Here is a 19,665-nt window from a genome sequence, read left to right as displayed (position 1 = left end):
TGTTGAAAATTTAACATTCATGTCGTGCGTAAATTTAATTTTATGTAATTAAATCAGTAATATATATAAATAAAACTCCTCCTCCCAAAGGAGTATGCAGGAGGTTTGCGCGCCATTTGCATCCCTGTCCGCCTTGATCGTTATCAATTCTCACGCCCATTCAGCGCGTTACCTTCGCCCTTAGTTAAGCAATGTCGATTTATCAGAGAGCCGTAAGGTTCCACACAGGAGAAACCCGATGAGTAAATTCCTGGACCGGTTTCGCTACTTCAAGCAGAAGGGCGAAACCTTTGCCGATGGGCACGGCCAGCTTCTCGAAACAAACCGGGACTGGGAGGACGGATACCGCCAACGTTGGCAGCATGACAAAATTGTGCGCTCAACCCATGGGGTGAACTGCACCGGTTCTTGTAGCTGGAAAATTTATGTCAAAAATGGTCTGGTGACCTGGGAAACACAGCAAACCGATTACCCGCGCACCCGTCCTGACATGCCAAACCATGAACCTCGCGGCTGCCCGCGCGGGGCAAGCTACTCCTGGTATCTCTACAGCGCTAACCGACTGAAATATCCGCTAATGCGCAAACGTCTGATGAAGATGTGGCGCGAGGCGAAAAAACTGCATCGCGATCCGGTAGAGGCATGGGCCTCCATCATTGAAGATGCCGATAAAGCCAAAAGCTTCAAACAGGCGCGTGGTCGTGGCGGCTTTGTTCGCTCCTCATGGCAGGAAGTGAACGAGCTGATCGCCGCCTCCAACGTGTACACCGTGAAAACCTATGGCCCTGACCGCGTCGCGGGCTTCTCACCCATCCCGGCGATGTCGATGGTTTCCTACGCTTCCGGCGCACGTTATCTTTCGCTGATTGGCGGTACCTGCCTGAGCTTCTACGACTGGTACTGCGACCTGCCGCCAGCCTCCCCGCAAACCTGGGGCGAGCAGACCGACGTGCCGGAATCCGCTGACTGGTACAACTCCAGCTATATTATCGCCTGGGGCTCTAACGTGCCGCAAACCCGTACGCCGGACGCCCACTTCTTTACCGAAGTACGTTACAAAGGCACTAAAACCGTCGCGGTGACGCCGGACTATGCTGAAATCGCCAAACTGTGCGATCTGTGGCTGGCGCCGAAGCAGGGGACCGATGCGGCGATGGCGCTGGCGATGGGCCACGTCATGCTGCGCGAGTTCCACCTCGACAACCCGCGCCAGTACTTCACCGATTATGTCCGTCGCTATACCGACATGCCAATGCTGGTGATGCTTGAAGAGCGTGATGGTTATTATGCCGCAGGTCGTATGCTGCGCGCTGCCGATCTCGTTGATTCGCTGGGGCAGGAAAATAACCCGGAATGGAAAACCGTCGCTATCAACAGCAACGGTGAAATGGTAGCGCCAAACGGTTCAATTGGTTTCCGCTGGGGCGAAAAAGGCAAATGGAACCTCGAACAGCGCGACGGGACTACCGGTGCAGAAACTGAATTGCAGCTCAGCTTGCTGGGCAGCCAGGATGAGATTGCTGACGTGGGCTTCCCGTATTTCGGCGGCGAGGGTTCAGAGTACTTTAATCATGTGGCGCTGGATAACGTCCTGCTGCATAAACTGCCGGCAAAACGTCTGCAACTGGCCGATGGTTCTTCAGCGTTAGTCACCACCGTGTATGACCTGACCATGGCGAACTATGGTCTGGAACGCGGCCTGAACGATGAAAATTGTGCCGCCAGTTATGATGATACCAAAGCGTATACGCCAGCATGGGCCGAGCAGATCACCGGCGTGCCGCGGGCGCAGATCATCCGTATCGCACGGGAGTTCGCCGATAACGCGGACAAAACGCACGGGCGTTCAATGATTATCGTTGGCGCCGGTCTGAACCACTGGTATCACCTCGATATGAACTATCGCGGGCTGATCAATATGTTGGTGTTCTGTGGTTGCGTTGGTCAGAGCGGCGGCGGCTGGGCGCACTACGTCGGCCAGGAAAAACTGCGTCCGCAGACCGGCTGGCAGCCGCTGGCGTTTGCCCTTGACTGGCAGCGTCCGGCGCGTCACATGAATAGCACCTCTTACTTCTATAACCACTCCAGCCAGTGGCGCTACGAGACGGTGACCGCCGAGGAATTACTGTCGCCGATGGCGGACAAATCCCGCTATAGCGGCCATCTGATTGACTTCAATGTGCGCGCCGAACGTATGGGCTGGTTGCCGTCGGCGCCGCAGTTAGGCACTAACCCGCTGTATATTGCGCGTGAAGCGGAAAAAGCCGGTATGACGCCGGTAGACTATACCGTCAAATCCCTGAAAGAGGGTTCGATTCGCTTTGCCGCCGAGCAGCCGGAAAACGGTAAAAACCACCCGCGTAACCTGTTCATCTGGCGTTCTAACCTGCTTGGGTCTTCCGGTAAAGGCCATGAGTACATGCTGAAGTATCTGCTGGGTACTGAGCATGGTATTCAGGGGCTGGATCTGGGTAAACAGGGCGGTGTGAAGCCGGAAGAAGTGGAGTGGCGTGACAATGGTCTGGACGGCAAACTGGATCTGGTGGTGACGCTGGACTTCCGCCTGTCGAGCACCTGCCTGTACTCCGATATCGTACTGCCGACCGCCACCTGGTATGAAAAAGACGATATGAATACCTCGGATATGCATCCGTTTATTCATCCGCTGTCTGCCGCCGTAGATCCGGCCTGGGAATCGAAAAGCGACTGGGAAATCTACAAAGGCATTGCGAAGAAATTCTCCGAAGTCTGTGTAGGCCACCTGGGTAAAGAGACTGACGTCGTGACGCTGCCGATCCAGCACGATTCTGCCGCTGAACTGGCGCAGCCGCTGGACGTGAAAGACTGGAAAAAAGGCGAATGCGATCTGATTCCAGGGAAAACCGCGCCGCACATCATGACCGTTGAGCGCGATTACCCGGCGACTTACGAACGCTTTACCTCTATCGGCCCGCTGATGGAGAAAATCGGCAACGGCGGGAAAGGGATTGCCTGGAACACGCAGAGCGAAATGGACTTGCTGCGTAAGCTTAATTACACCAAAGCGGACGGTCCGGCGAAAGGCCAGCCGATGCTCAACACGGCGATTGACGCGGCAGAGATGATCCTGACGTTAGCGCCGGAAACCAACGGTCAGGTGGCGGTGAAAGCCTGGGCGGCGCTGAGCGAGTTTACCGGTCGCGACCATACGCATCTGGCAACCAATAAAGAAGAAGAGAAAATCCGCTTCCGCGATATTCAGGCCCAGCCGCGCAAAATTATCTCCAGCCCGACCTGGTCTGGTCTGGAAGATGAGCACGTTTCTTATAACGCCGGTTATACCAACGTTCACGAGCTGATCCCATGGCGTACGCTGTCTGGTCGCCAACAGTTGTATCAGGATCACCAGTGGATGCGCGACTTCGGCGAAAGTTTGCTGGTGTATCGCCCACCGATCGACACCCGCTCGGTGAAAGCGGTGATGGGGCGTAAATCCAACGGTAATCCGGAGAAGGCGCTCAACTTCCTGACGCCGCACCAGAAATGGGGTATCCACTCGACCTACAGCGATAATCTGTTGATGCTGACCTTGTCGCGTGGCGGCCCGATTGTATGGATGAGCGAAACCGACGCCAAAGATCTGGGCATTGAAGATAACGACTGGATCGAAGTCTTCAACAGCAACGGCGCATTGACCGCACGCGCAGTGGTCAGCCAGCGTGTACCGGCGGGCATGACCATGATGTACCACGCGCAGGAACGTATCGTAAACCTGCCGGGGTCGGAAATTACCCAGCAGCGCGGCGGTATTCATAACTCGGTGACGCGCATTACGCCGAAACCGACCCATATGATCGGCGGCTATGCGCAGTTAGCCTACGGCTTTAACTACTACGGTACCGTCGGCTCCAACCGCGATGAGTTTGTGGTGGTACGTAAGATGAAGAACATTAACTGGTTGGATGGCGAAGGCAATGACCAGGTACAGGAGAGCGTAAAATGAAAATTCGTTCACAAGTCGGCATGGTGCTGAATCTCGATAAGTGCATCGGCTGTCATACCTGTTCAGTCACCTGTAAAAACGTCTGGACCAGTCGCGAAGGTATGGAATACGCCTGGTTCAACAACGTAGAAAGTAAGCCTGGCGTTGGTTTTCCGAATGACTGGGAAAATCAGGAAAAATGGAAAGGCGGCTGGATCCGCAAAATTAACGGCAAGCTACAGCCGCGCATGGGCAACCGGGCGCTGCTGCTGGGTAAAATCTTCGCTAACCCGCATCTGCCGGGCATCGACGACTACTACGAGCCGTTTGATTACGACTACCAGAACCTGCATACCGCGCCGGAAAGCAAACATCAGCCGATCGCGCGTCCGCGCTCGCTGATTACCGGCCAGCGGATGGACAAAATTACCAGCGGGCCAAACTGGGAAGAGATTCTGGGCGGCGAGTTCGAAAAACGCGCTAAAGACCAGAACTTTGAAAACATGCAGAAGGCGATGTACGGCCAGTTCGAAAACACCTTCATGATGTACCTGCCGCGCCTGTGCGAGCACTGTCTCAACCCGGCGTGCGTGGCGACCTGCCCGAGCGGTGCTATCTACAAGCGTGAAGAAGATGGCATCGTGCTGATCGACCAGGACAAGTGCCGCGGCTGGCGGATGTGCATCACCGGCTGCCCGTACAAGAAGATTTACTTCAACTGGAAGAGCGGCAAGTCCGAGAAGTGCATCTTCTGCTACCCGCGTATCGAAGCTGGTCAGCCGACTGTTTGCTCGGAAACCTGCGTGGGTCGTATCCGTTATCTTGGCGTACTGCTGTATGACGCCGATGCCATTGAAAGCGCCGCCAGTACGGAAAACGAAAAAGATCTGTACCAGCGTCAACTGGACGTGTTCCTCGATCCAAACGATCCGGCTGTCATTGAGCAGGCGCTGAAGGACGGCGTGCCGCAGAGCGTGATCGATGCGGCGCAGCAATCGCCAGTGTACAAAATGGCGATTGACTGGAAGCTGGCGCTGCCGCTGCATCCGGAATACCGCACGCTACCGATGGTCTGGTACGTACCGCCTTTGTCACCGATTCAGTCTGCCGCCGATGCGGGCGAACTTGGCAGCAACGGTATTCTGCCGGATGTAGACAGTCTGCGTATCCCGGTGCAGTACCTGGCGAACCTGTTGACTGCTGGCGACACCCAGCCGGTACTGTTGGCGCTGAAACGGATGCTGGCGATGCGTCACTACAAACGTGCGGAAACCGTAGACGGTAAAGTGGATACCCGCGCGCTGGAAGAGGTGGGTTTAAGCGAAGCCCAGGCGCAGGAAATGTATCGTTACCTGGCAATTGCTAATTATGAAGATCGCTTTGTGGTGCCGAGCAGCCATCGTGAACTGGCGCGTGACGCATTCCCGGAGAAAAGCGGTTGTGGCTTTACCTTCGGCGATGGTTGCCACGGGTCTGATACCAAATTCAATCTGTTCAACAGCCGCCGCATCGACGCTGTTGATGTGACCAGCAAAACGGAGCCGCACGCATGATTGAACTCGTCATTGTTTCGCGTCTGCTCGAGTACCCGGATGCTGCCCTGTGGCAGCATCAGCAGGAGTTGTTCGATGCGCTCGCGTCATCTGAGAACCTGGATAAAGAGGATGCCCAGACTCTGGGCGTTTTCCTGCGCGATTTAACCGCGCAGGACCTGCTGGATGTACAGGCCGCTTATAGCGAACTGTTTGACCGTGGTCGCGCCACATCGCTGCTGCTGTTTGAACATGTACACGGGGAATCCCGCGATCGCGGTCAGGCGATGGTTGACCTGATGGCACAGTATGAGCAGCACGGTTTGCAGCTCGACAGTCGCGAACTTCCCGATCATCTGCCGCTGTATCTGGAATACCTTGCGCAATTGCCGAAAAGCGAAGCGTTAGGGGGTTTACAGGATATCGCGCCGATTCTGGCGCTGCTCAGCGCACGTTTGCAACAGCGTGACAGCCGTTATGCGGTGCTGTTCGATCTGCTGTTAAAACTGGCGAATACCGTTATCGACAGCGATAAAGTGGCTGAAAAAATTGCGAATGAAGCACGTGATGATACCCCGCAGGCGTTGGATGCGGTCTGGGAAGAAGAGCAGGTGAAATTCTTCGCCGATCAAGGGTGTGGCGAGTCGGAAATCTCCGCTCACCAGCGTCGTTTTGCCGGGGCCGTGGCGCCGCAATATCTGAATATCACCACCGGAGGACAGCACTAATGCACTTCCTGAATATGTTCTTCTTTGATATCTACCCGTACATTGCCGGATCGGTATTTCTGATCGGTAGTTGGTTACGTTACGACTACGGCCAGTACACCTGGCGGGCGGCTTCCAGTCAGATGCTGGATCGCAAAGGAATGAACCTGGCGTCAAACCTGTTCCACATTGGGATTCTGGGTATTTTCGCCGGTCACTTCCTGGGCATGTTAACGCCGCACTGGATGTATGAAGCTTTTCTGCCGGTCGACGTGAAGCAGAAGATGGCGATGATTGCCGGCGGCGCCTGCGGCGTGCTGACGCTGGTTGGCGGTATTTTACTGCTCAAGCGTCGTCTGTTTAGCCCACGTGTCCGCGCCACCACTACCGGCGCAGATATTTTGATTCTCTCGCTGCTGGTGATTCAGTGCGCGCTGGGCCTGCTGACCATTCCGTTCTCCGCCCAGCATATGGACGGGAGTGAAATGATGAAGCTGGTCGGGTGGGCGCAGTCAGTTGTGACCTTCCACGGTGGCGCATCCGCACATCTGGATGGTGTAGCCTTTATCTTCCGTATGCACCTGGTACTGGGGATGACGCTGTTCCTGTTGTTCCCATTCTCGCGCCTGGTGCATATCTGGAGCGTGCCGGTCGAGTATCTGACCCGCAAATACCAGATTGTTCGTGCACGTCACTGATTTTCTCTCGATGCCCTAAACTCCGCTTCGGCGGAGTTTTTTTATGGCTGTTTGCCGGAGTGCGGCATAAATGCCTTATCGACCGCCGCCTTGTTTCGTTTACAGCGGGTCTGCCATGTCTGGCATCTGAATCCGTACTCTTTGTTTTTGGGTTTATTCAGCATCTGTGCGAGTTTTTTGTAAGCAGAAAAATGATGATGCAGCATATAATCACGCCATAAACGACAATAAGGATAGTTGTATGCGTTTTTCATCAATTTTCAAAATAATAATATTAAATATATTTATTTCAAAAATGGCTCACGCTGCTGTCTGCGAGGAGCGCTATCCCGCCGACTCAGAAGAATGCCAGTACGTTCAGGAATTAGAGCAAAAAGCGGAACAAGGAGATGAAAGCGCGCAGTTCTCGCTTGGAAGCTGGTATGCGGAGGGGCGATACGTTAAGCCTGATTATAAACTAGCCATAAAATGGCTGGAGAAAGCGGGTAAACAAGGTTCTGATTTTTCCTATTTCATCCTTGGCTATCATTACAACTATGGTGAAAATTTTCCACTTAGTCGACAAAAAGCGCTGGAGTGGTATCGCAAGGCGGCAGAGCTAGGGGATAGTAGTACGCAAGAAATCCTCGGTGACGCCTATATGTATGGCGATGGGTTTCCCCAAAATACCCAGCTAGCGCTGGAGTGGTATCGAAAAGCCGCCTCTCCAACCAATGATGCGGGCGTTGTCCGCGGACAGGGTTCAGCTTCGTCAGCACAATTTAAGCTTGGAGTAATGTACGCCCACGGTCAGGGCGTTCCTCAGGATTATCAGCAAACGGCGATCTTGATGCGTAAAGCGGCGGAAAATATGTACTACCCCGCGCAACTTTATCTCGGCGTTGCCTATTTTTATGGTGAAGGCGTGCCTCAGGATTATCGTCAGGCAGTTTACTGGCTTAATGAAGGTATACCAGGCAGCTATACGCCAGGCCACATTCCGCTGAATGCGCTCTATGATAAAGCGCATCCCGCTGACCGGGTTCACTCTCAGACGTGGTATCGAAAAACAGCGCAACGCGTGATGGCAAAGGTACAGTACAATTTTGGCGTATGGTATTACAACGGTTATCACTTATTGAAAGATCACAACCTGGCGCTGGAGTGGTATCGCAGAGCCGCAGCGCAAGGATTGGCCGAGGCGCAGGATGCGATCGGCGTGATGTTTATGCAGGGTGAGGGCGTTTCTCAGGACTACCAACAGGCGCTGGCGTGGTATCGCAAAGCCGCTCGCCAGGGGCTGCCTGCTGCGCAAACGCATCTGGGCATCATGTCTGCATTTGGTCGCGGCGTCGCGCAAAGCGACAGACAGGCTATCGCATGGTATCGAAAAGCAGCAAAACAGGATTTTGCGAAAGCGCAATATCAGCTTGGCGTAGCATATAGCACGGGAAGAGGCGTGCCTGAAAATAGCCGGAATGCGCTGAAGTGGTACCTCAAAGCGGCAGAGCAGGGGTTTACTCCGGCACAATCAGCGCTTGGGGAAATTTATGCTCATGGGCGCCAGGGTGTGCCTAAAGATAATAAGCAGGCCTATATTTGGTATTACATGGCAAGTATGTATACGGAAAAATCTAAGGATGATTGTTCAGCGCTCATTGCCGAAAGAAACCGACTCAAGGGAACGCTCACCCCAGATCAACTTAGCGAGACATATGCCGCCTTTAATCTCATCTGGCGAAAAATTGATCAGTCAAAGGAGGCGAAAAAGATTGCCAGGAAGAAGTATTGATAAGATAACCAATAAGCCATGGCGCCATGGAGTGAAGTCTGCCTGTGGGGGCGATGAAGATTGATTGAGGCGCTGCCGGGAGATTATGGTGGTGGGGGAAGGATGACTCAGCGCTGCGCGCTTCGCCCTTCGGGTCGTTGCCTGCGGCAACGCTTTCTCGCTGCGCTCGAATCGAACCTTGGTCGAAGCTTCTCATCCTTCCCGTACAGAGAGATATGAGACACTGTGCTTAACGGGGATAAGATACGCGACGGGAGTGATGGTGGTGGGGGAAGGATGACTCAGCGCTGCGCGCTTCGCCCTTCGGGTCGTTGCCTGCGGCAACGCTTTCTCGCTGACGCTCGAATCGAACCTTAGTCGAAGCTTCTCATCCTTCCCGTACAGAGAGATATAAGGCACTGTGCTTAGCGGGGATAAGATACGCGACGGGAGTGATGGTGGTGGGGGAAGGATGACTCAGCGCTGCGCGCTTCGCCCTTCGGGTCGTTGCCTGCGGCAACGCGTTCTCGCTGCGCTCGAATCGAACCTTAGTCGAAGCTTCTCATCCTTCCCGTACGGAGAGATATGAGACAGTGTGCTTAACGGGGATAAGATACGCGACGGGAGTGATGGTGGTGGGGGAAGGATGACTCAGCGCTGCGCGCTTCGCCCTTCGGGTCGTTGCCTGCGGCAACGCTTTCTCGCTGCGCTCGAATCGAACCCTGGTAGAAGCTTCTCATCCTTCCCGTACAGAGAGATATGAGACACTATGCTTAACGGGGATAAGATACGCGACGGAAGCGATGGTGGTGGGGGAAGGATTCGAACCTTCGAAGTCGATGACGGCAGATTTACAGTCTGCTCCCTTTGGCCGCTCGGGAACCCCACCAGGGGTAATTCAAATTGTAGGTAAAGCTTGAAGATGGTGGTGGAGGAAGGATTATTCGTCGCTTCACTCCTCACCCTACGGGCCGTTACCGTTGGCAACGTTCTTTCGCTCGAGTCGAACCTTAATCGAAGGTTCTCACCCTTCCCCGACAAGTGCAAACTTCTGCATTGCTCATCGAGTTAACTACATCGCTGTAGTGAATAATGGTGGTGGGGGAAGGATTCGAACCTTCGAAGTCGATGACGGCAGATTTACAGTCTGCTCCCTTTGGCCGCTCGGGAACCCCACCACGGGGTAATGCTTAATACTGGCCCGCTTCCTTTTGGGAAGCGGGGCGCATCATATCAAATGACACGCCGCTGTAAAGCATTCCTTTGCCTGAAATGAACTGTTTGCGTACTTTTCATCCGTAACGGATTAAAGCTAATCAATTCATATTACTGACGATTAAAGAATAATCGTCCGATTGCCGTAAACAAAGACTCGCTGTGCCAGAACCTGATACAGCGCGCGGCTTAATACGTTTTTCTCAACGTCGCGCCCGGCACGCATCATATCTTCTGCGGTGTAAGTGTGATCGACATGAATCACGTCCTGCATAATGATTGGGCCTTCATCCAGATTATCATTCACATAGTGCGCGGTAGCGCCGATGATTTTCACGCCGCGCTCATAGGCCTGATGATAAGGACGCGCGCCGATAAACGCCGGCAGGAATGAGTGGTGGATATTGATAATTTTGTTCGGGAAGCGCGCCACAAAACCTGGCGTCAAAACACGCATATACTTGGCCAGCACCACATAGTCCGGTTGATGGGCATCAATGGCGTCCGCCATCTTCGTGTCATGCTCTTCACGCGTTAATCCCTCATGGCTGACCAGTTCGAAAGGGATCTCAAAACGTTCAACCAGCGAGCGTAACGTTTCATGGTTGCCAATGACCGCGGCGATTTCAACATCCAGCCCGCCATAGTTGGCTTTCATCAGCAGGTCGCCCAGACAATGCGCCTCTTTGGTAACCAGAATCACTACCCGACGGCGTCCGGCGGGATTGAGTTCACGAACAGAGCCTTCCGGTAAGGCGCTGTCCAGATCGGCCAGAAGAGTGGAATCATTGAAGATGCCTTCCAGCTCGGTCCGCATAAAAAAGCGTCCGGTGCGATGGTCAACAAATTCATTGTTTTGCACAATATTAAGCTCATGCTTATAGCAAATGTTGGTAATCCGCGCGATAAGGCCTTTTTGATCGGGACAAATAGTACGCAGAACTTTACGTTGTAGTGATTGCATTGCCGGAAAAATCCTGTTGAGAGTGTTTGCTGTATCGATACTGTCAGGCGTCACTGGCCGCAGCACTTTTTAAATTTTTTGCCTGAACCGCACGGGCAGGGATCATTTCGACCCAACTGCGGGCGGGTACCGTCAATATAATACCACTGACCGTTTTCTTTGATAAAACGAGAACGTTCGATAATCGCCCCGTTTTTCCCTTGTTCGGAAAAACGCGCGATAAAACTAACATACCCTGTATTTTCTGCTTCTGACCAGGTATGTTCAAAAATAGTCAGGCCGAGCCACCTGGTATTGGCAAATCCGGCGATGATATCATCACGAAACGCGGCCGCATTGCAGGTTGGATGCCAGCTCTTAATTAAGTAATCTGCGTCTTTCATCACAAAAGCGCAGTAACGAGAGCGCATGAGATGTGACGGATCGGGTGCTACTCGTTCTCCGGACACAATACGACCACAACATAGGCTATACTCGTCAGCGCTACCACAGGGACAAGGCTGAGACACAATAATCTCCCTGAATATAAAAAACGGCGTTGAACGCCAGGGTGGCATTATGTTAACTGAGCAGTGGCGATGTTGCTACGTCTTGAAGCCAGGGGAAGTCGTTAAGTACGATGAGAAAAATGAAAATAGGGCTGGCGCTGGGATCTGGCGCAGCGAGAGGATGGTCTCATATTGGGGTCATCAAAGCCCTCAAGCAAGCAGGCATTGATATTGATATCGTTGCAGGATGCTCAATAGGTTCACTGGTCGGCGCCGCGTATGCCTGTAATAAATTATCGGCGCTTGAACAGTGGGTATGTTCATTCCGCTACTGGGATGTTTTACGCCTGATGGATGTATCCTGGGGCAGAGGAGGGTTGCTTCGCGGCGAACGCGTATTTAATCACTATCGGGATATTATGCCCGTCACGGATTTTGACCACTGTTCAAGACGTTTTGGCGCGGTCGCGACGAATCTTAGCACGGGACGAGAGCTATGGTTTACTGAAGGCGATCTACACCTTGCTGTACGCGCGTCGTGCAGTATGCCAGGGCTGATGTCTCCGGTTGAACATAACGGTTACTGGCTGGTAGATGGCGCAGTCGTTAATCCGGTACCTGTTTCGTTAACCAGGGCGCTGGGGGCTGATATCGTTATTGCGGTAGACCTGCAACATGATGCCCACCTCATGCAGCAAGATTTGCTCTCTGTAAATGTCGGGAATATCAATGAAGAGAGCGATGATGCGCTGCCCTGGCATAAGCGTTTAAAAGAACGTTTCAGTAGCCTGACTTCACGCCGTGGCGTGAGTTCGCCTGGGGCAATGGAAATCATGACAACCTCCATCCAGGTGTTGGAAAATCGTCTTAAACGTAACCGTATGGCTGGCGATCCGCCTGATATTCTCATTCAACCATTCTGTCCGCAAATCTCTACGCTGGATTTTCATCGCGCCCATGCCGCTATTGCGGCGGGTCAGTTAGCCGTAGAGAAAAAGATGGACGAACTTATACCCTTGGTGCGTACCGACGTTTAATGTACCTTTTACGATCACTTAAGCAAATTCTGACAGGCGCAAGCGGCAATACCATGCCACTATTGATTAAAGCCAGTCAGGGGAGAGAACATGACGCAGCCATTGGTCGGAAAACAGATTCTTATTGTTGAAGACGAGCCTGTATTTCGCTCGCTTCTGGATTCGTGGTTTTCCTCTTTGGGAGCGACAACGGCATTGGCAGGCGACGGGGTGGATGCCCTGGAGTTGATGGGGCGTTTTACCCCTGATCTCATGATATGTGATATCGCTATGCCGAGAATGAACGGTCTCAAACTGGTAGAAAACTTACGTAATCGCGGAGACCAGACGCCTATTCTGGTTATTTCCGCAACAGAAAATATGGCGGATATCGCCAAAGCGTTGCGCCTTGGGGTTGAAGATGTCTTGCTGAAGCCGGTAAAAGATCTCAACCGCTTGCGGGAAACCGTATTCGCTTGCTTATACCCTAATATGTTTAACTCGCGGGTTGAAGAAGAAGAACGCCTGTTTCGTGACTGGGATGCAATGGTGAGTAATCCGACCGCCGCAGCGCAATTGTTGCAGGAATTGCAGCCCCCGGTACAGCAGGTGATTTCTCATTGCCGCATTAATTACCGGCAGCTCGTCTCCGCCGATCAGCCTGGACTGGTGCTGGATATTGCGCCGCTATCTGATAACGAACTGGCATTTTATTGCCTGGATGTCACCCGGGCGGGCGATAACGGCGTGTTAGCCGCATTGTTGCTGCGGGCGCTATTTAACGGCTTATTGCAGGATCAGCTAGGCCAACAAAAGCACCGTTTACCGGAGTTAGGCGCGCTATTAAAACAGGTAAATCATCTGCTCAGACAAGCCAATTTACCTGGGCAATTCCCGCTATTTGTCGGCTACTATCACAGTGAGCTCAAAAATTTGATTCTCGTCTCCGCCGGATTGAACGCCACCTTAAATACGGGCGCTCATCAGGTTCAAATTAGCAGCGGCGTGCCGCTAGGAACATTGGGTAACGCCTACCTTAACCAATTAAGCCAGCGTTGCGACTCGTGGCAGTGTCAAATATGGGGCGCAGGAGGGCGTCTGCGATTGATGTTGTCTGCGGAATGACCAAACGGAAGAGTGAGCGGAAATTGCTTTACCGGCCTTTCCCGACGAGTGTTACTATCTGCGGCAGATTTATAAGTATTTGTCTTAATTATACCAATATAAGTCCTTTTTGGACCTGAGGCTTGTTCTGGTACTGATATACTGGAACACGATACAGATTAATGAACACGTTCAATACATGAACAGTCCAGGAGAATTTTAAATGGCTGCCCTTAATTCGAAAGTCAAAAAAGCCGTTATCCCGGTCGCGGGATTGGGAACCAGGATGCTGCCAGCGACCAAAGCTATCCCGAAAGAGATGCTGCCGCTGGTTGATAAGCCATTAATTCAGTACGTCGTGAACGAATGTATCGCTGCTGGCATTACTGAAATCGTGCTTGTTACGCACTCGTCTAAAAACTCTATTGAAAACCACTTTGATACCAGTTTTGAGCTGGAAGCGATGCTGGAAAAACGCGTTAAGCGTCAGCTTCTGGAGGAGGTTCAGTCTATTTGCCCTCCGCATGTCACTATTATGCAGGTACGTCAAGGGCTGGCAAAAGGCCTGGGCCATGCCGTATTGTGCGCGCATCCCGTTGTCGGAAACGAACCTGTCGCTGTTATTCTGCCAGACGTTATTCTTGACGAATATGAGTCCGACCTGTCTCAGGATAACCTGGCTGAAATGATCCGCCGTTTTGACGAAACCGGCAATAGCCAGATTATGGTTGAGCCGGTAGAAGATGTGACTGCATACGGCGTGGTCGATTGTAAAGGCGTTGAGCTGGCGCCGGGCGAAAGTGTGCCGATGGTTGGCGTGGTTGAAAAACCAAAAGCGGATGTCGCGCCGTCTAACCTTGCGATTGTCGGGCGTTATGTGTTGAGCGCGGATATCTGGGCGTTGCTGGCGAAAACCCCTCCGGGCGCCGGGGATGAAATTCAGTTGACCGATGCTATCGATATGCTGATCGAAAAAGAAACGGTTGAAGCCTACCACATGAAGGGTAAAAGCCATGACTGTGGTAATAAGTTAGGATATATGCAGGCATTCGTTGAATATGGCATCCGTCATAATTCGCTGGGTGCTGAATTTAAAGCCTGGCTTGAAGAAGAAATGGGTATTAAGAAGTAACGATACGTTATAAATTTTTTAACAGAAGCGCTGGTAAATCCGGCGCTTTTTTTATGCCTGGGGTCGTCAGCGGAGAACTCAGGCAAAAAAAATCCCGCCAGCGGCGGGATTTTAAGCATCCAGGAAGTAAATTATTCCTTGATCAGGAAATCTTCCAGTTGCTTACCTTGTTCTTCCATTGCTTTTTTGATTACAGCCGGTGTACGACCCTGGCCAGTCCAGGTTTTAGTTTCACCGTTTTCGTCAACATAGCTATATTTAGCCGGACGAGCTGCGCGTTTAGCTTTGGTACCGGATTTAGCGGCAGCCATGCTATTCAGCAGTTCATTCGGGTCAATGCCGTCGGCAATTAACATTTCACGATACTGTTGCAGTTTACGAGTGCGTTCTTCCACTTCAGCAGCAGCAGCGCTTTCTTCTTCACGACGCTCATTAACGACAACTTCTAATTTTTCCAGCATTTCTTCAAGCGTTTCCAGAGTACATTCTCTTGCCTGCGCACGAAGAGTACGGATGTTGTTCAGAATTTTAAGTGCTTCGCTCATTGTAGTAATCTCAAACTTATATTGGGGTGGTTTGTTGAGCTAATAATAGAGCGATAAATTCAGTTGTGCAATAGCCAGGAATGTAAGGAATTCAAAATTACGCTTTATTAAGCACACGTTTTAATTATCTCAACTTAAATTTTCCTTGAGGCACCGCACAAAAAAGAGCTTATTGGCAGGGGGGATACTCACCGTCTGTCGCTAAAAATTTAGGAGTCAGGTCACATTTTATCATGATGAAATACGATCTCATTGCAGAGATATCAATCTCTTGTATTAGCTTTCCTTACAAGAAAACCCTATTACTTTGCACCGGGTATGAGTAACGGTAACAATAAGTACAAGGTTTTCATATTGGCGGGTGATGATAAGCATTGTTGATGAATTTTAACGGCATAATTTGTGAAGGAATGTGTATATACCCTTCATACTTCAAGTTGCTTATGTGTTGGCTACGCTCGCTCACCCCAGTCACATAGTTATCTATGCTCCTGGGGACTCACTCCCTTGCCGCCTTTAAGCAACGCGAATTATTTTGGGTATAGTGAGCGATGTTTGTACAATTCTTAATACTCACCGGAGCGCGAGCCGCGCCGTCGCGTCGGTAAATTATGGTACAATCCCGCCAATCTTTATTTCACTCAGGTGAGGTCCTGCGACCAATGGCACAGCTATATTTCTACTATTCGGCAATGAATGCGGGTAAGTCGACTGCACTGCTGCAATCTTCATACAATTATCAGGAACGCGGGATGCGTACCGTCGTATATACGGCGGAAATCGACGATCGTTTCGGCGCAGGCAAAGTCAGCTCTCGTATCGGTTTGTCGTCGCCGGCAAAATTGTTTAACCAAAATACATCCTTGTTTGAAGAGATTCGTGCCGAGAGCGCGCGGCAGACAATACATTGCGTGTTAGTCGACGAAAGCCAGTTTTTGACTCGCCAGCAGGTTTATCAATTATCCGAGGTTGTCGACAAATTAGATATTCCAGTACTTTGCTATGGGCTACGAACAGACTTTCGTGGGGAGCTCTTTGTCGGCAGCCAATACTTGCTGGCATGGTCAGATAAGCTGGTGGAATTAAAAACTATCTGTTTCTGCGGTCGTAAAGCCAGTATGGTTCTGCGCCTTGATCAGGACGGCAGGCCTTATAACGAAGGCGAACAGGTGGTTATTGGCGGGAATGAACGCTACGTTTCAGTTTGCCGTAAGCATTATAAGGACGCGCTGGAGGAGGGCTCACTGACGGCGATTCAGGAGCGTCATCGGCACATATGATACCTGAGGTAAAGAGCGGCTTATAAAACGCCCTGTAGCGCTTTGGAGGTCATTATTCAGGCCTCCTGACGAAGGGCGTGCCGTGAGCACGTAGGCCAGATGATCAGCATAGCGCCTTCAGGCATCAGATAAACAGGTAAAACAAAAAAACGGCCTCAATTGAGGCCGTTATTGTCATGCTAAAACAGATAACGAATTAAGCGGATTTTTTCGCTTTTTTCTCTGCTTTCGGTGCGGCAACGACGTCTTTCTTCGCTGCAACTTCACCTTCGGTGAAATCACGACCGTAGTAGGTATCCAGCAGAATCTGTTTCAGTTCGGAGATCAGTGGATAACGCGGGTTAGCGCCGGTGCACTGGTCATCGAAGGCATCTTCAGACAGTTTGTCAACGTGTGCCAGGAAGTCAGCTTCCTGTACGCCTGCTTCACGGATAGACTTAGGAATACCCAGCTCAGCTTTAATGCTTTCCAGCCATGCCAGCAGTTTTTCAATCTTAGCAGCGGTACGGTCGCCCGGCGCGCTCAGGCCCAGGTGGTCAGCAATTTCAGCGTAACGACGGCGTGCCTGCGGACGATCGTACTGGCTGAAAGCGGTCTGCTTGGTCGGGTTGTCATTCGCGTTGTAGCGGATAACGTTACAAATCAGCAGGGCGTTCGCCAGACCGTGCGGAATGTGGAACTGAGAGCCCAGTTTGTGCGCCATGGAGTGACATACACCGAGGAAGGCGTTGGCAAACGCGATACCGGCGATAGTCGCGGCGCTGTGAACACGTTCACGCGCAACCGGGTTCTTGGAACCTTCGTGGTAAGACGCCGGCAGGTTTTCTTTCAGCAGTTTCAGAGCCTGCAGAGCCTGACCGTCAGAGAACTCAGAAGCCAGTACGGAAACATAAGCTTCCAGAGCGTGAGTTACCGCATCCAGACCACCGAACGCACACAGGGACTTCGGCATATCCATCACCAGGTTGGCGTCGACAATCGCCATATCCGGGGTCAGGGCGTAGTCAGCCAGCGGATATTTCTGACCGGTTGCATCGTCGGTCACAACCGCAAACGGTGTGACTTCAGAACCGGTACCGGAAGTGGTGGTGACGGCGATCATTTTCGCTTTCACGCCCATTTTCGGGAACTTGTAGATACGTTTACGGATGTCCATAAAGCGCAGCGCCAGTTCTTCGAAGTGAGTTTCCGGATGTTCGTACATGACCCACATGATTTTCGCGGCGTCCATCGGGGAACCGCCGCCCAGCGCGATGATCACGTCCGGTTTGAAGGAGTTAGCCAGCTCAGCGCCTTTGCGAACAACGGAAAGCGTCGGGTCTGCTTCAACTTCGAAGAAGACTTCGGTTTCAACGCCAGCCGCTTTCAGCACAGAGGTGATCTGGTCTGCATAGCCGTTGTTGAACAGGAAGCGGTCAGTCACGATGAGCGCACGTTTGTGGCCATCAGTAATCACTTCATCCAGCGCGATGGGCAGAGAGCCACGGCGGAAGTAGATAGATTTCGGAAGTTTGTGCCACAACATGTTTTCAGCTCGCTTAGCAACGGTTTTCTTGTTGATCAGGTGTTTCGGACCAACGTTTTCAGAGATGGAGTTACCACCCCAGGAACCACAACCCAACGTCAGGGAAGGTGCGAGTTTGAAGTTGTACAGGTCACCGATACCACCCTGAGAGGCCGGGGTGTTGATCAGGATACGCGCGGTTTTCATCATCTGACCGAAGTAAGCAACGCGTTCTGGCTGGTTATCCTGGTCAGTGTACAGGCAGGAGGTGTGACCGATACCGCCCATAGCGACCAGTTTTTCTGCTTTTTCTACCGCTTCTTCGAAATCTTTCGCACGATACATCGCCAGAGTCGGAGACAGTTTTTCGTGTGCGAACGGTTCGCTTTCGTCAACGACCGTAACTTCACCGATCAGAATCTTGGTGGTTTCTGGTACGGAGAAGCCTGCCAGTTCAGCGATTTTGTAGGCTGGCTGGCCGACGATAGCGGCGTTCAGAGCGCCATTTTTCAGGATAACGTTTTGAACCGCTTTCAGCTCCTGGCCCTGCAGCATGTAGCCGCCATGGCTGGCGAAACGTTCGCGAACGGCATCATAGACGGAATCAACAACGACAACAGACTGTTCAGAAGCACAGATTACGCCGTTATCGAAGGTTTTAGACATCAGAACAGACGCCACAGCGCGTTTGATATCAGCGGTTTCATCAATGACAACCGGAGTGTTGCCTGCGCCTACGCCGATAGCCGGTTTACCGGAGCTGTATGCAGCTTTAACCATGCCTGGACCGCCAGTGGCGAGGATCAGGTTAATATCCGGGTGGTGCATCAACGCGTTAGACAGTTCTACGGAAGGTTGATCGATCCAGCCAATCAGATCTTTCGGCGCGCCGGCAGCGATAGCCGCTTGCAGAACGATGTCTGCCGCTTTGTTGGTTGCTTCTTTAGCGCGCGGATGCGGAGAAAAGATGATGGCGTTACGGGTCTTCAGGCTAATCAGCGATTTGAAGATCGCGGTAGAGGTTGGGTTAGTGGTTGGAACGATACCGCAAATAATGCCGATAGGTTCAGCAATGGTGATGGTCCCGAAGGTGTCGTCTTCAGACAGCACGCCGCAGGTTTTTTCATCTTTATAGGCGTTGTAAATATATTCAGAAGCGAAGTGGTTTTTAATCACTTTGTCTTCCACGATACCCATACCGGATTCGGCGACGGCCATTTTGGCCAGCGGAATGCGGGCATCAGCGGCAGCCAGAGCGGCGGCGCGGAAGATTTTGTCGACCTGTTCTTGAGTGAAACTGGCATATTCACGCTGGGCTTTTTTTACACGCTCTACGAGTGCGTTAAGTTCAGCGACATTAGTAACAGCCATAATGCTCTCCTGATAATGTTAAACTTTTTTAGTAAATCATCTGCGCGATACGTGAGTATAGACAGATCGACGATACTTTGTATAAATGCCTGAAATTCAGGTGGTTACTTAACGTCCGTTTCGCTCTGATTTACTAAAAGAGCTTCTGCGTTAGTATCATTTAACTCTAACGCGTTACGTCCAGGTGGCGTAAGCAAGATTACTCACTTCTGAGTAGCGATTGTGTGATCTAAATCAAGATTACGCAAAGCTGACACCTTTCAGCAGGCCATTTTAGCCTTTTATGTAAATTGTTAAGAAATCGTTATCATGAAGAGTGAGTGGATTAGCATAACGAGTACATATAAATAACAGCGATGAATGGATGAAATTAGGCGTAGATAAGAGGTGAACTATGC

13 protein-coding genes, 2 tRNA genes, 1 other RNA gene and 19 other annotated features (1 of these 35 only partly in view) are annotated in these 19,665 nt (G+C 51.7%); of the genes, 9 read left to right on the top strand and 7 right to left on the bottom strand.

All coding sequences use genetic code 11. The features are described from left to right. Positions 1-11 (top strand) — a protein binding site (putative binding site for NarL, RegulonDB: STMS1H000320) (it extends 10 nt beyond the left edge of the window). A gap of 55 nt (positions 12-66) precedes the next feature. Continuing rightward, positions 67-81 (top strand) — a protein binding site (putative binding site for IHF, RegulonDB: STMS1H000234). A gap of 51 nt (positions 82-132) precedes the next feature. Next, positions 133-155, top strand: a protein binding site (putative binding site for FNR, RegulonDB: STMS1H000172). Further along, positions 141-149, top strand: a -35 signal (putative -35_signal for narG; RegulonDB:STMLTH004506). It overlaps the preceding feature by 9 nt. The 5 genes from narG (at position 141) to STM1760 (ending at position 8,669) form a co-directional block, all read left to right on the top strand. Continuing rightward, the gene (gene narG / locus STM1764) for a nitrate reductase 1, alpha subunit (protein NP_460720.1) occupies positions 141-3,982 on the top strand. Within the gene, positions 239-3,982 belong to an annotated coding region; the region does not span the whole gene. Its footprint overlaps the feature before it by 9 nt. Next, positions 160-168, top strand: a -10 signal (putative -10_signal for narG; RegulonDB:STMLTH004506). It overlaps the preceding gene by 9 nt. Next, positions 226-231: a ribosome-binding site (putative RBS for narG; RegulonDB:STMS1H001940), on the top strand. After that, positions 3,965-3,970: a ribosome-binding site (putative RBS for narH; RegulonDB:STMS1H001939), on the top strand. Continuing rightward, positions 3,965-5,514 (top strand): nitrate reductase 1, FeS (beta) subunit gene (gene narH, locus STM1763; protein ID NP_460719.1). Within the gene, positions 3,979-5,514 belong to an annotated coding region; the region does not span the whole gene. Before narG ends, narH begins: the two co-directional genes overlap by 18 nt. After that, positions 5,497-5,502: a ribosome-binding site (putative RBS for narJ; RegulonDB:STMS1H001938), on the top strand. Its footprint overlaps the gene before it by 6 nt. Beyond that, the gene (gene narJ, locus STM1762; protein ID NP_460718.1) for a nitrate reductase 1, delta subunit occupies positions 5,497-6,221 on the top strand. Within the gene, positions 5,511-6,221 belong to an annotated coding region; the region does not span the whole gene. Before narH ends, narJ begins: the two co-directional genes overlap by 18 nt. Beyond that, positions 6,205-6,210, top strand: a ribosome-binding site (putative RBS for narI; RegulonDB:STMS1H001937). (Overlaps the previous gene by 6 nt.) After that, positions 6,205-6,898 (top strand): nitrate reductase 1, cytochrome b(NR), gamma subunit gene (narI, locus tag STM1761; RefSeq protein ID NP_460717.1). Within the gene, positions 6,221-6,898 belong to an annotated coding region; the region does not span the whole gene. Before narJ ends, narI begins: the two co-directional genes overlap by 17 nt. A gap of 235 nt (positions 6,899-7,133) precedes the next feature. After that, positions 7,134-7,139, top strand: a ribosome-binding site (putative RBS for STM1760; RegulonDB:STMS1H001936). Further along, the gene (locus STM1760; protein ID NP_460716.1) for a putative TPR repeat protein occupies positions 7,134-8,669 on the top strand. Within the gene, positions 7,140-8,669 belong to an annotated coding region; the region does not span the whole gene. It overlaps the preceding feature by 6 nt. Before the next feature lie 785 nt (positions 8,670-9,454). Here STM1760 and tyrV read toward each other — a convergent pair. The 5 genes from tyrV to ychJ form a co-directional block, all read right to left on the bottom strand. Beyond that, a tRNA-Tyr gene (gene tyrV / locus STM1759) sits at positions 9,455-9,536 on the bottom strand. Between the two features lie 33 nt (positions 9,537-9,569). Beyond that, positions 9,570-9,712, bottom strand: a non-coding RNA gene (gene rtT, locus STM1758) — regulatory RNA. Between the two features lie 31 nt (positions 9,713-9,743). Continuing rightward, positions 9,744-9,825, bottom strand: a tRNA-Tyr gene (gene tyrT / locus STM1757). A 159-nt stretch (positions 9,826-9,984) separates the two neighbouring features. Beyond that, positions 9,985-10,843 (bottom strand): formyltetrahydrofolate hydrolase gene (gene purU, locus STM1756; protein NP_460715.1). Within the gene, positions 9,985-10,827 belong to an annotated coding region; the region does not span the whole gene. Continuing rightward, positions 10,838-10,843, bottom strand: a ribosome-binding site (putative RBS for purU; RegulonDB:STMS1H001935). Its footprint overlaps the gene before it by 6 nt. Positions 10,844-10,877: 34 nt before the next feature. Further along, positions 10,878-11,349 (bottom strand): putative cytoplasmic protein gene (gene ychJ, locus STM1755; protein ID NP_460714.1). Within the gene, positions 10,878-11,336 belong to an annotated coding region; the region does not span the whole gene. After that, positions 11,344-11,349: a ribosome-binding site (putative RBS for ychJ; RegulonDB:STMS1H001934), on the bottom strand. Its footprint overlaps the gene before it by 6 nt. Before the next feature lie 97 nt (positions 11,350-11,446). Here ychJ and ychK point away from each other — a divergent pair. From ychK to galU, 3 genes are all read left to right on the top strand, one after another. Continuing rightward, positions 11,447-12,352, top strand: a complete 906-nt coding sequence (ychK, locus tag STM1754; protein NP_460713.1) for a putative phosphoesterase — start codon at positions 11,447-11,449, stop codon at positions 12,350-12,352. 77 nt (positions 12,353-12,429) lie between these two features. Further along, positions 12,430-12,435, top strand: a ribosome-binding site (putative RBS for hnr; RegulonDB:STMS1H001933). Then, the gene (gene hnr, locus STM1753; RefSeq protein NP_460712.1) for a Response regulator in protein turnover occupies positions 12,430-13,456 on the top strand. Within the gene, positions 12,443-13,456 belong to an annotated coding region; the region does not span the whole gene. Its footprint overlaps the feature before it by 6 nt. Before the next feature lie 188 nt (positions 13,457-13,644). Continuing rightward, positions 13,645-13,650: a ribosome-binding site (putative RBS for galU; RegulonDB:STMS1H001932), on the top strand. Next, positions 13,645-14,567 (top strand): glucose-1-phosphate uridylyltransferase gene (gene galU / locus STM1752; protein NP_460711.1). Within the gene, positions 13,659-14,567 belong to an annotated coding region; the region does not span the whole gene. Its footprint overlaps the feature before it by 6 nt. A gap of 131 nt (positions 14,568-14,698) precedes the next feature. Here galU and hns read toward each other — a convergent pair. Continuing rightward, positions 14,699-15,238, bottom strand: a protein-coding gene (gene hns / locus STM1751) for a DNA-binding protein HLP-II (protein ID NP_460710.1). Within the gene, positions 14,699-15,112 belong to an annotated coding region; the region does not span the whole gene. Then, positions 15,206-15,214: a -10 signal (putative -10_signal for hns; RegulonDB:STMLTH004505), on the bottom strand. (Overlaps the previous gene by 9 nt.) Next, positions 15,230-15,238 (bottom strand) — a -35 signal (putative -35_signal for hns; RegulonDB:STMLTH004505). (Lies within the gene hns.) Before the next feature lie 516 nt (positions 15,239-15,754). Beyond that, positions 15,755-15,760, top strand: a ribosome-binding site (putative RBS for tdk; RegulonDB:STMS1H001931). On the opposite strand from hns, the gene tdk reads away from it, so the two are divergent. Continuing rightward, positions 15,755-16,392, top strand: a protein-coding gene (gene tdk / locus STM1750) for a thymidine kinase (protein NP_460709.1). Within the gene, positions 15,775-16,392 belong to an annotated coding region; the region does not span the whole gene. (Overlaps the previous feature by 6 nt.) A 196-nt stretch (positions 16,393-16,588) precedes the next feature. Here the strand turns inward: tdk and adhE are convergent. Beyond that, the gene (gene adhE, locus STM1749) for an iron-dependent alcohol dehydrogenase of the multifunctional alcohol dehydrogenase AdhE (protein ID NP_460708.1) occupies positions 16,589-19,279 on the bottom strand. Within the gene, positions 16,589-19,267 belong to an annotated coding region; the region does not span the whole gene. Continuing rightward, positions 19,274-19,279: a ribosome-binding site (putative RBS for adhE; RegulonDB:STMS1H001930), on the bottom strand. (Overlaps the previous gene by 6 nt.) Before the next feature lie 237 nt (positions 19,280-19,516). Next, positions 19,517-19,531: a protein binding site (putative binding site for FruR, RegulonDB: STMS1H000185), on the bottom strand. Positions 19,532-19,665 lie beyond the last annotated feature (134 nt).

This window comes from Salmonella enterica subsp. enterica serovar Typhimurium str. LT2 (genome assembly GCF_000006945.2).
GTDB classification, from domain to species: domain Bacteria; phylum Pseudomonadota; class Gammaproteobacteria; order Enterobacterales; family Enterobacteriaceae; genus Salmonella; species Salmonella enterica.
Note: the sequence above shows the minus strand (reverse complement) of the source record. Positions and strands in the feature narration are given on the sequence as shown.

Excerpts from the sequence above, each read along its gene's own strand:
- narG (NP_460720.1), top strand. The coding sequence starts at position 239 with ATGAGTAAATTCCTGGACCGGTTTCGCTACTTCAAGCAGAAGGGCGAA.
- narH (NP_460719.1), top strand. The coding sequence starts at position 3,979 with ATGAAAATTCGTTCACAAGTCGGCATGGTGCTGAATCTCGATAAGTGC.
- narJ (NP_460718.1), top strand. The coding sequence starts at position 5,511 with ATGATTGAACTCGTCATTGTTTCGCGTCTGCTCGAGTACCCGGATGCT.
- narI (NP_460717.1), top strand. The coding sequence starts at position 6,221 with ATGCACTTCCTGAATATGTTCTTCTTTGATATCTACCCGTACATTGCC.
- STM1760 (NP_460716.1), top strand. The coding sequence starts at position 7,140 with ATGCGTTTTTCATCAATTTTCAAAATAATAATATTAAATATATTTATT.
- purU (NP_460715.1), bottom strand. The coding sequence starts at position 10,827 with ATGCAATCACTACAACGTAAAGTTCTGCGTACTATTTGTCCCGATCAA.
- ychK (NP_460713.1), top strand. The coding sequence starts at position 11,447 with ATGAGAAAAATGAAAATAGGGCTGGCGCTGGGATCTGGCGCAGCGAGA.
- hnr (NP_460712.1), top strand. The coding sequence starts at position 12,443 with ATGACGCAGCCATTGGTCGGAAAACAGATTCTTATTGTTGAAGACGAG.
- galU (NP_460711.1), top strand. The coding sequence starts at position 13,659 with ATGGCTGCCCTTAATTCGAAAGTCAAAAAAGCCGTTATCCCGGTCGCG.
- hns (NP_460710.1), bottom strand. The coding sequence starts at position 15,112 with ATGAGCGAAGCACTTAAAATTCTGAACAACATCCGTACTCTTCGTGCG.
- tdk (NP_460709.1), top strand. The coding sequence starts at position 15,775 with ATGGCACAGCTATATTTCTACTATTCGGCAATGAATGCGGGTAAGTCG.
- adhE (NP_460708.1), bottom strand. The coding sequence starts at position 19,267 with ATGGCTGTTACTAATGTCGCTGAACTTAACGCACTCGTAGAGCGTGTA.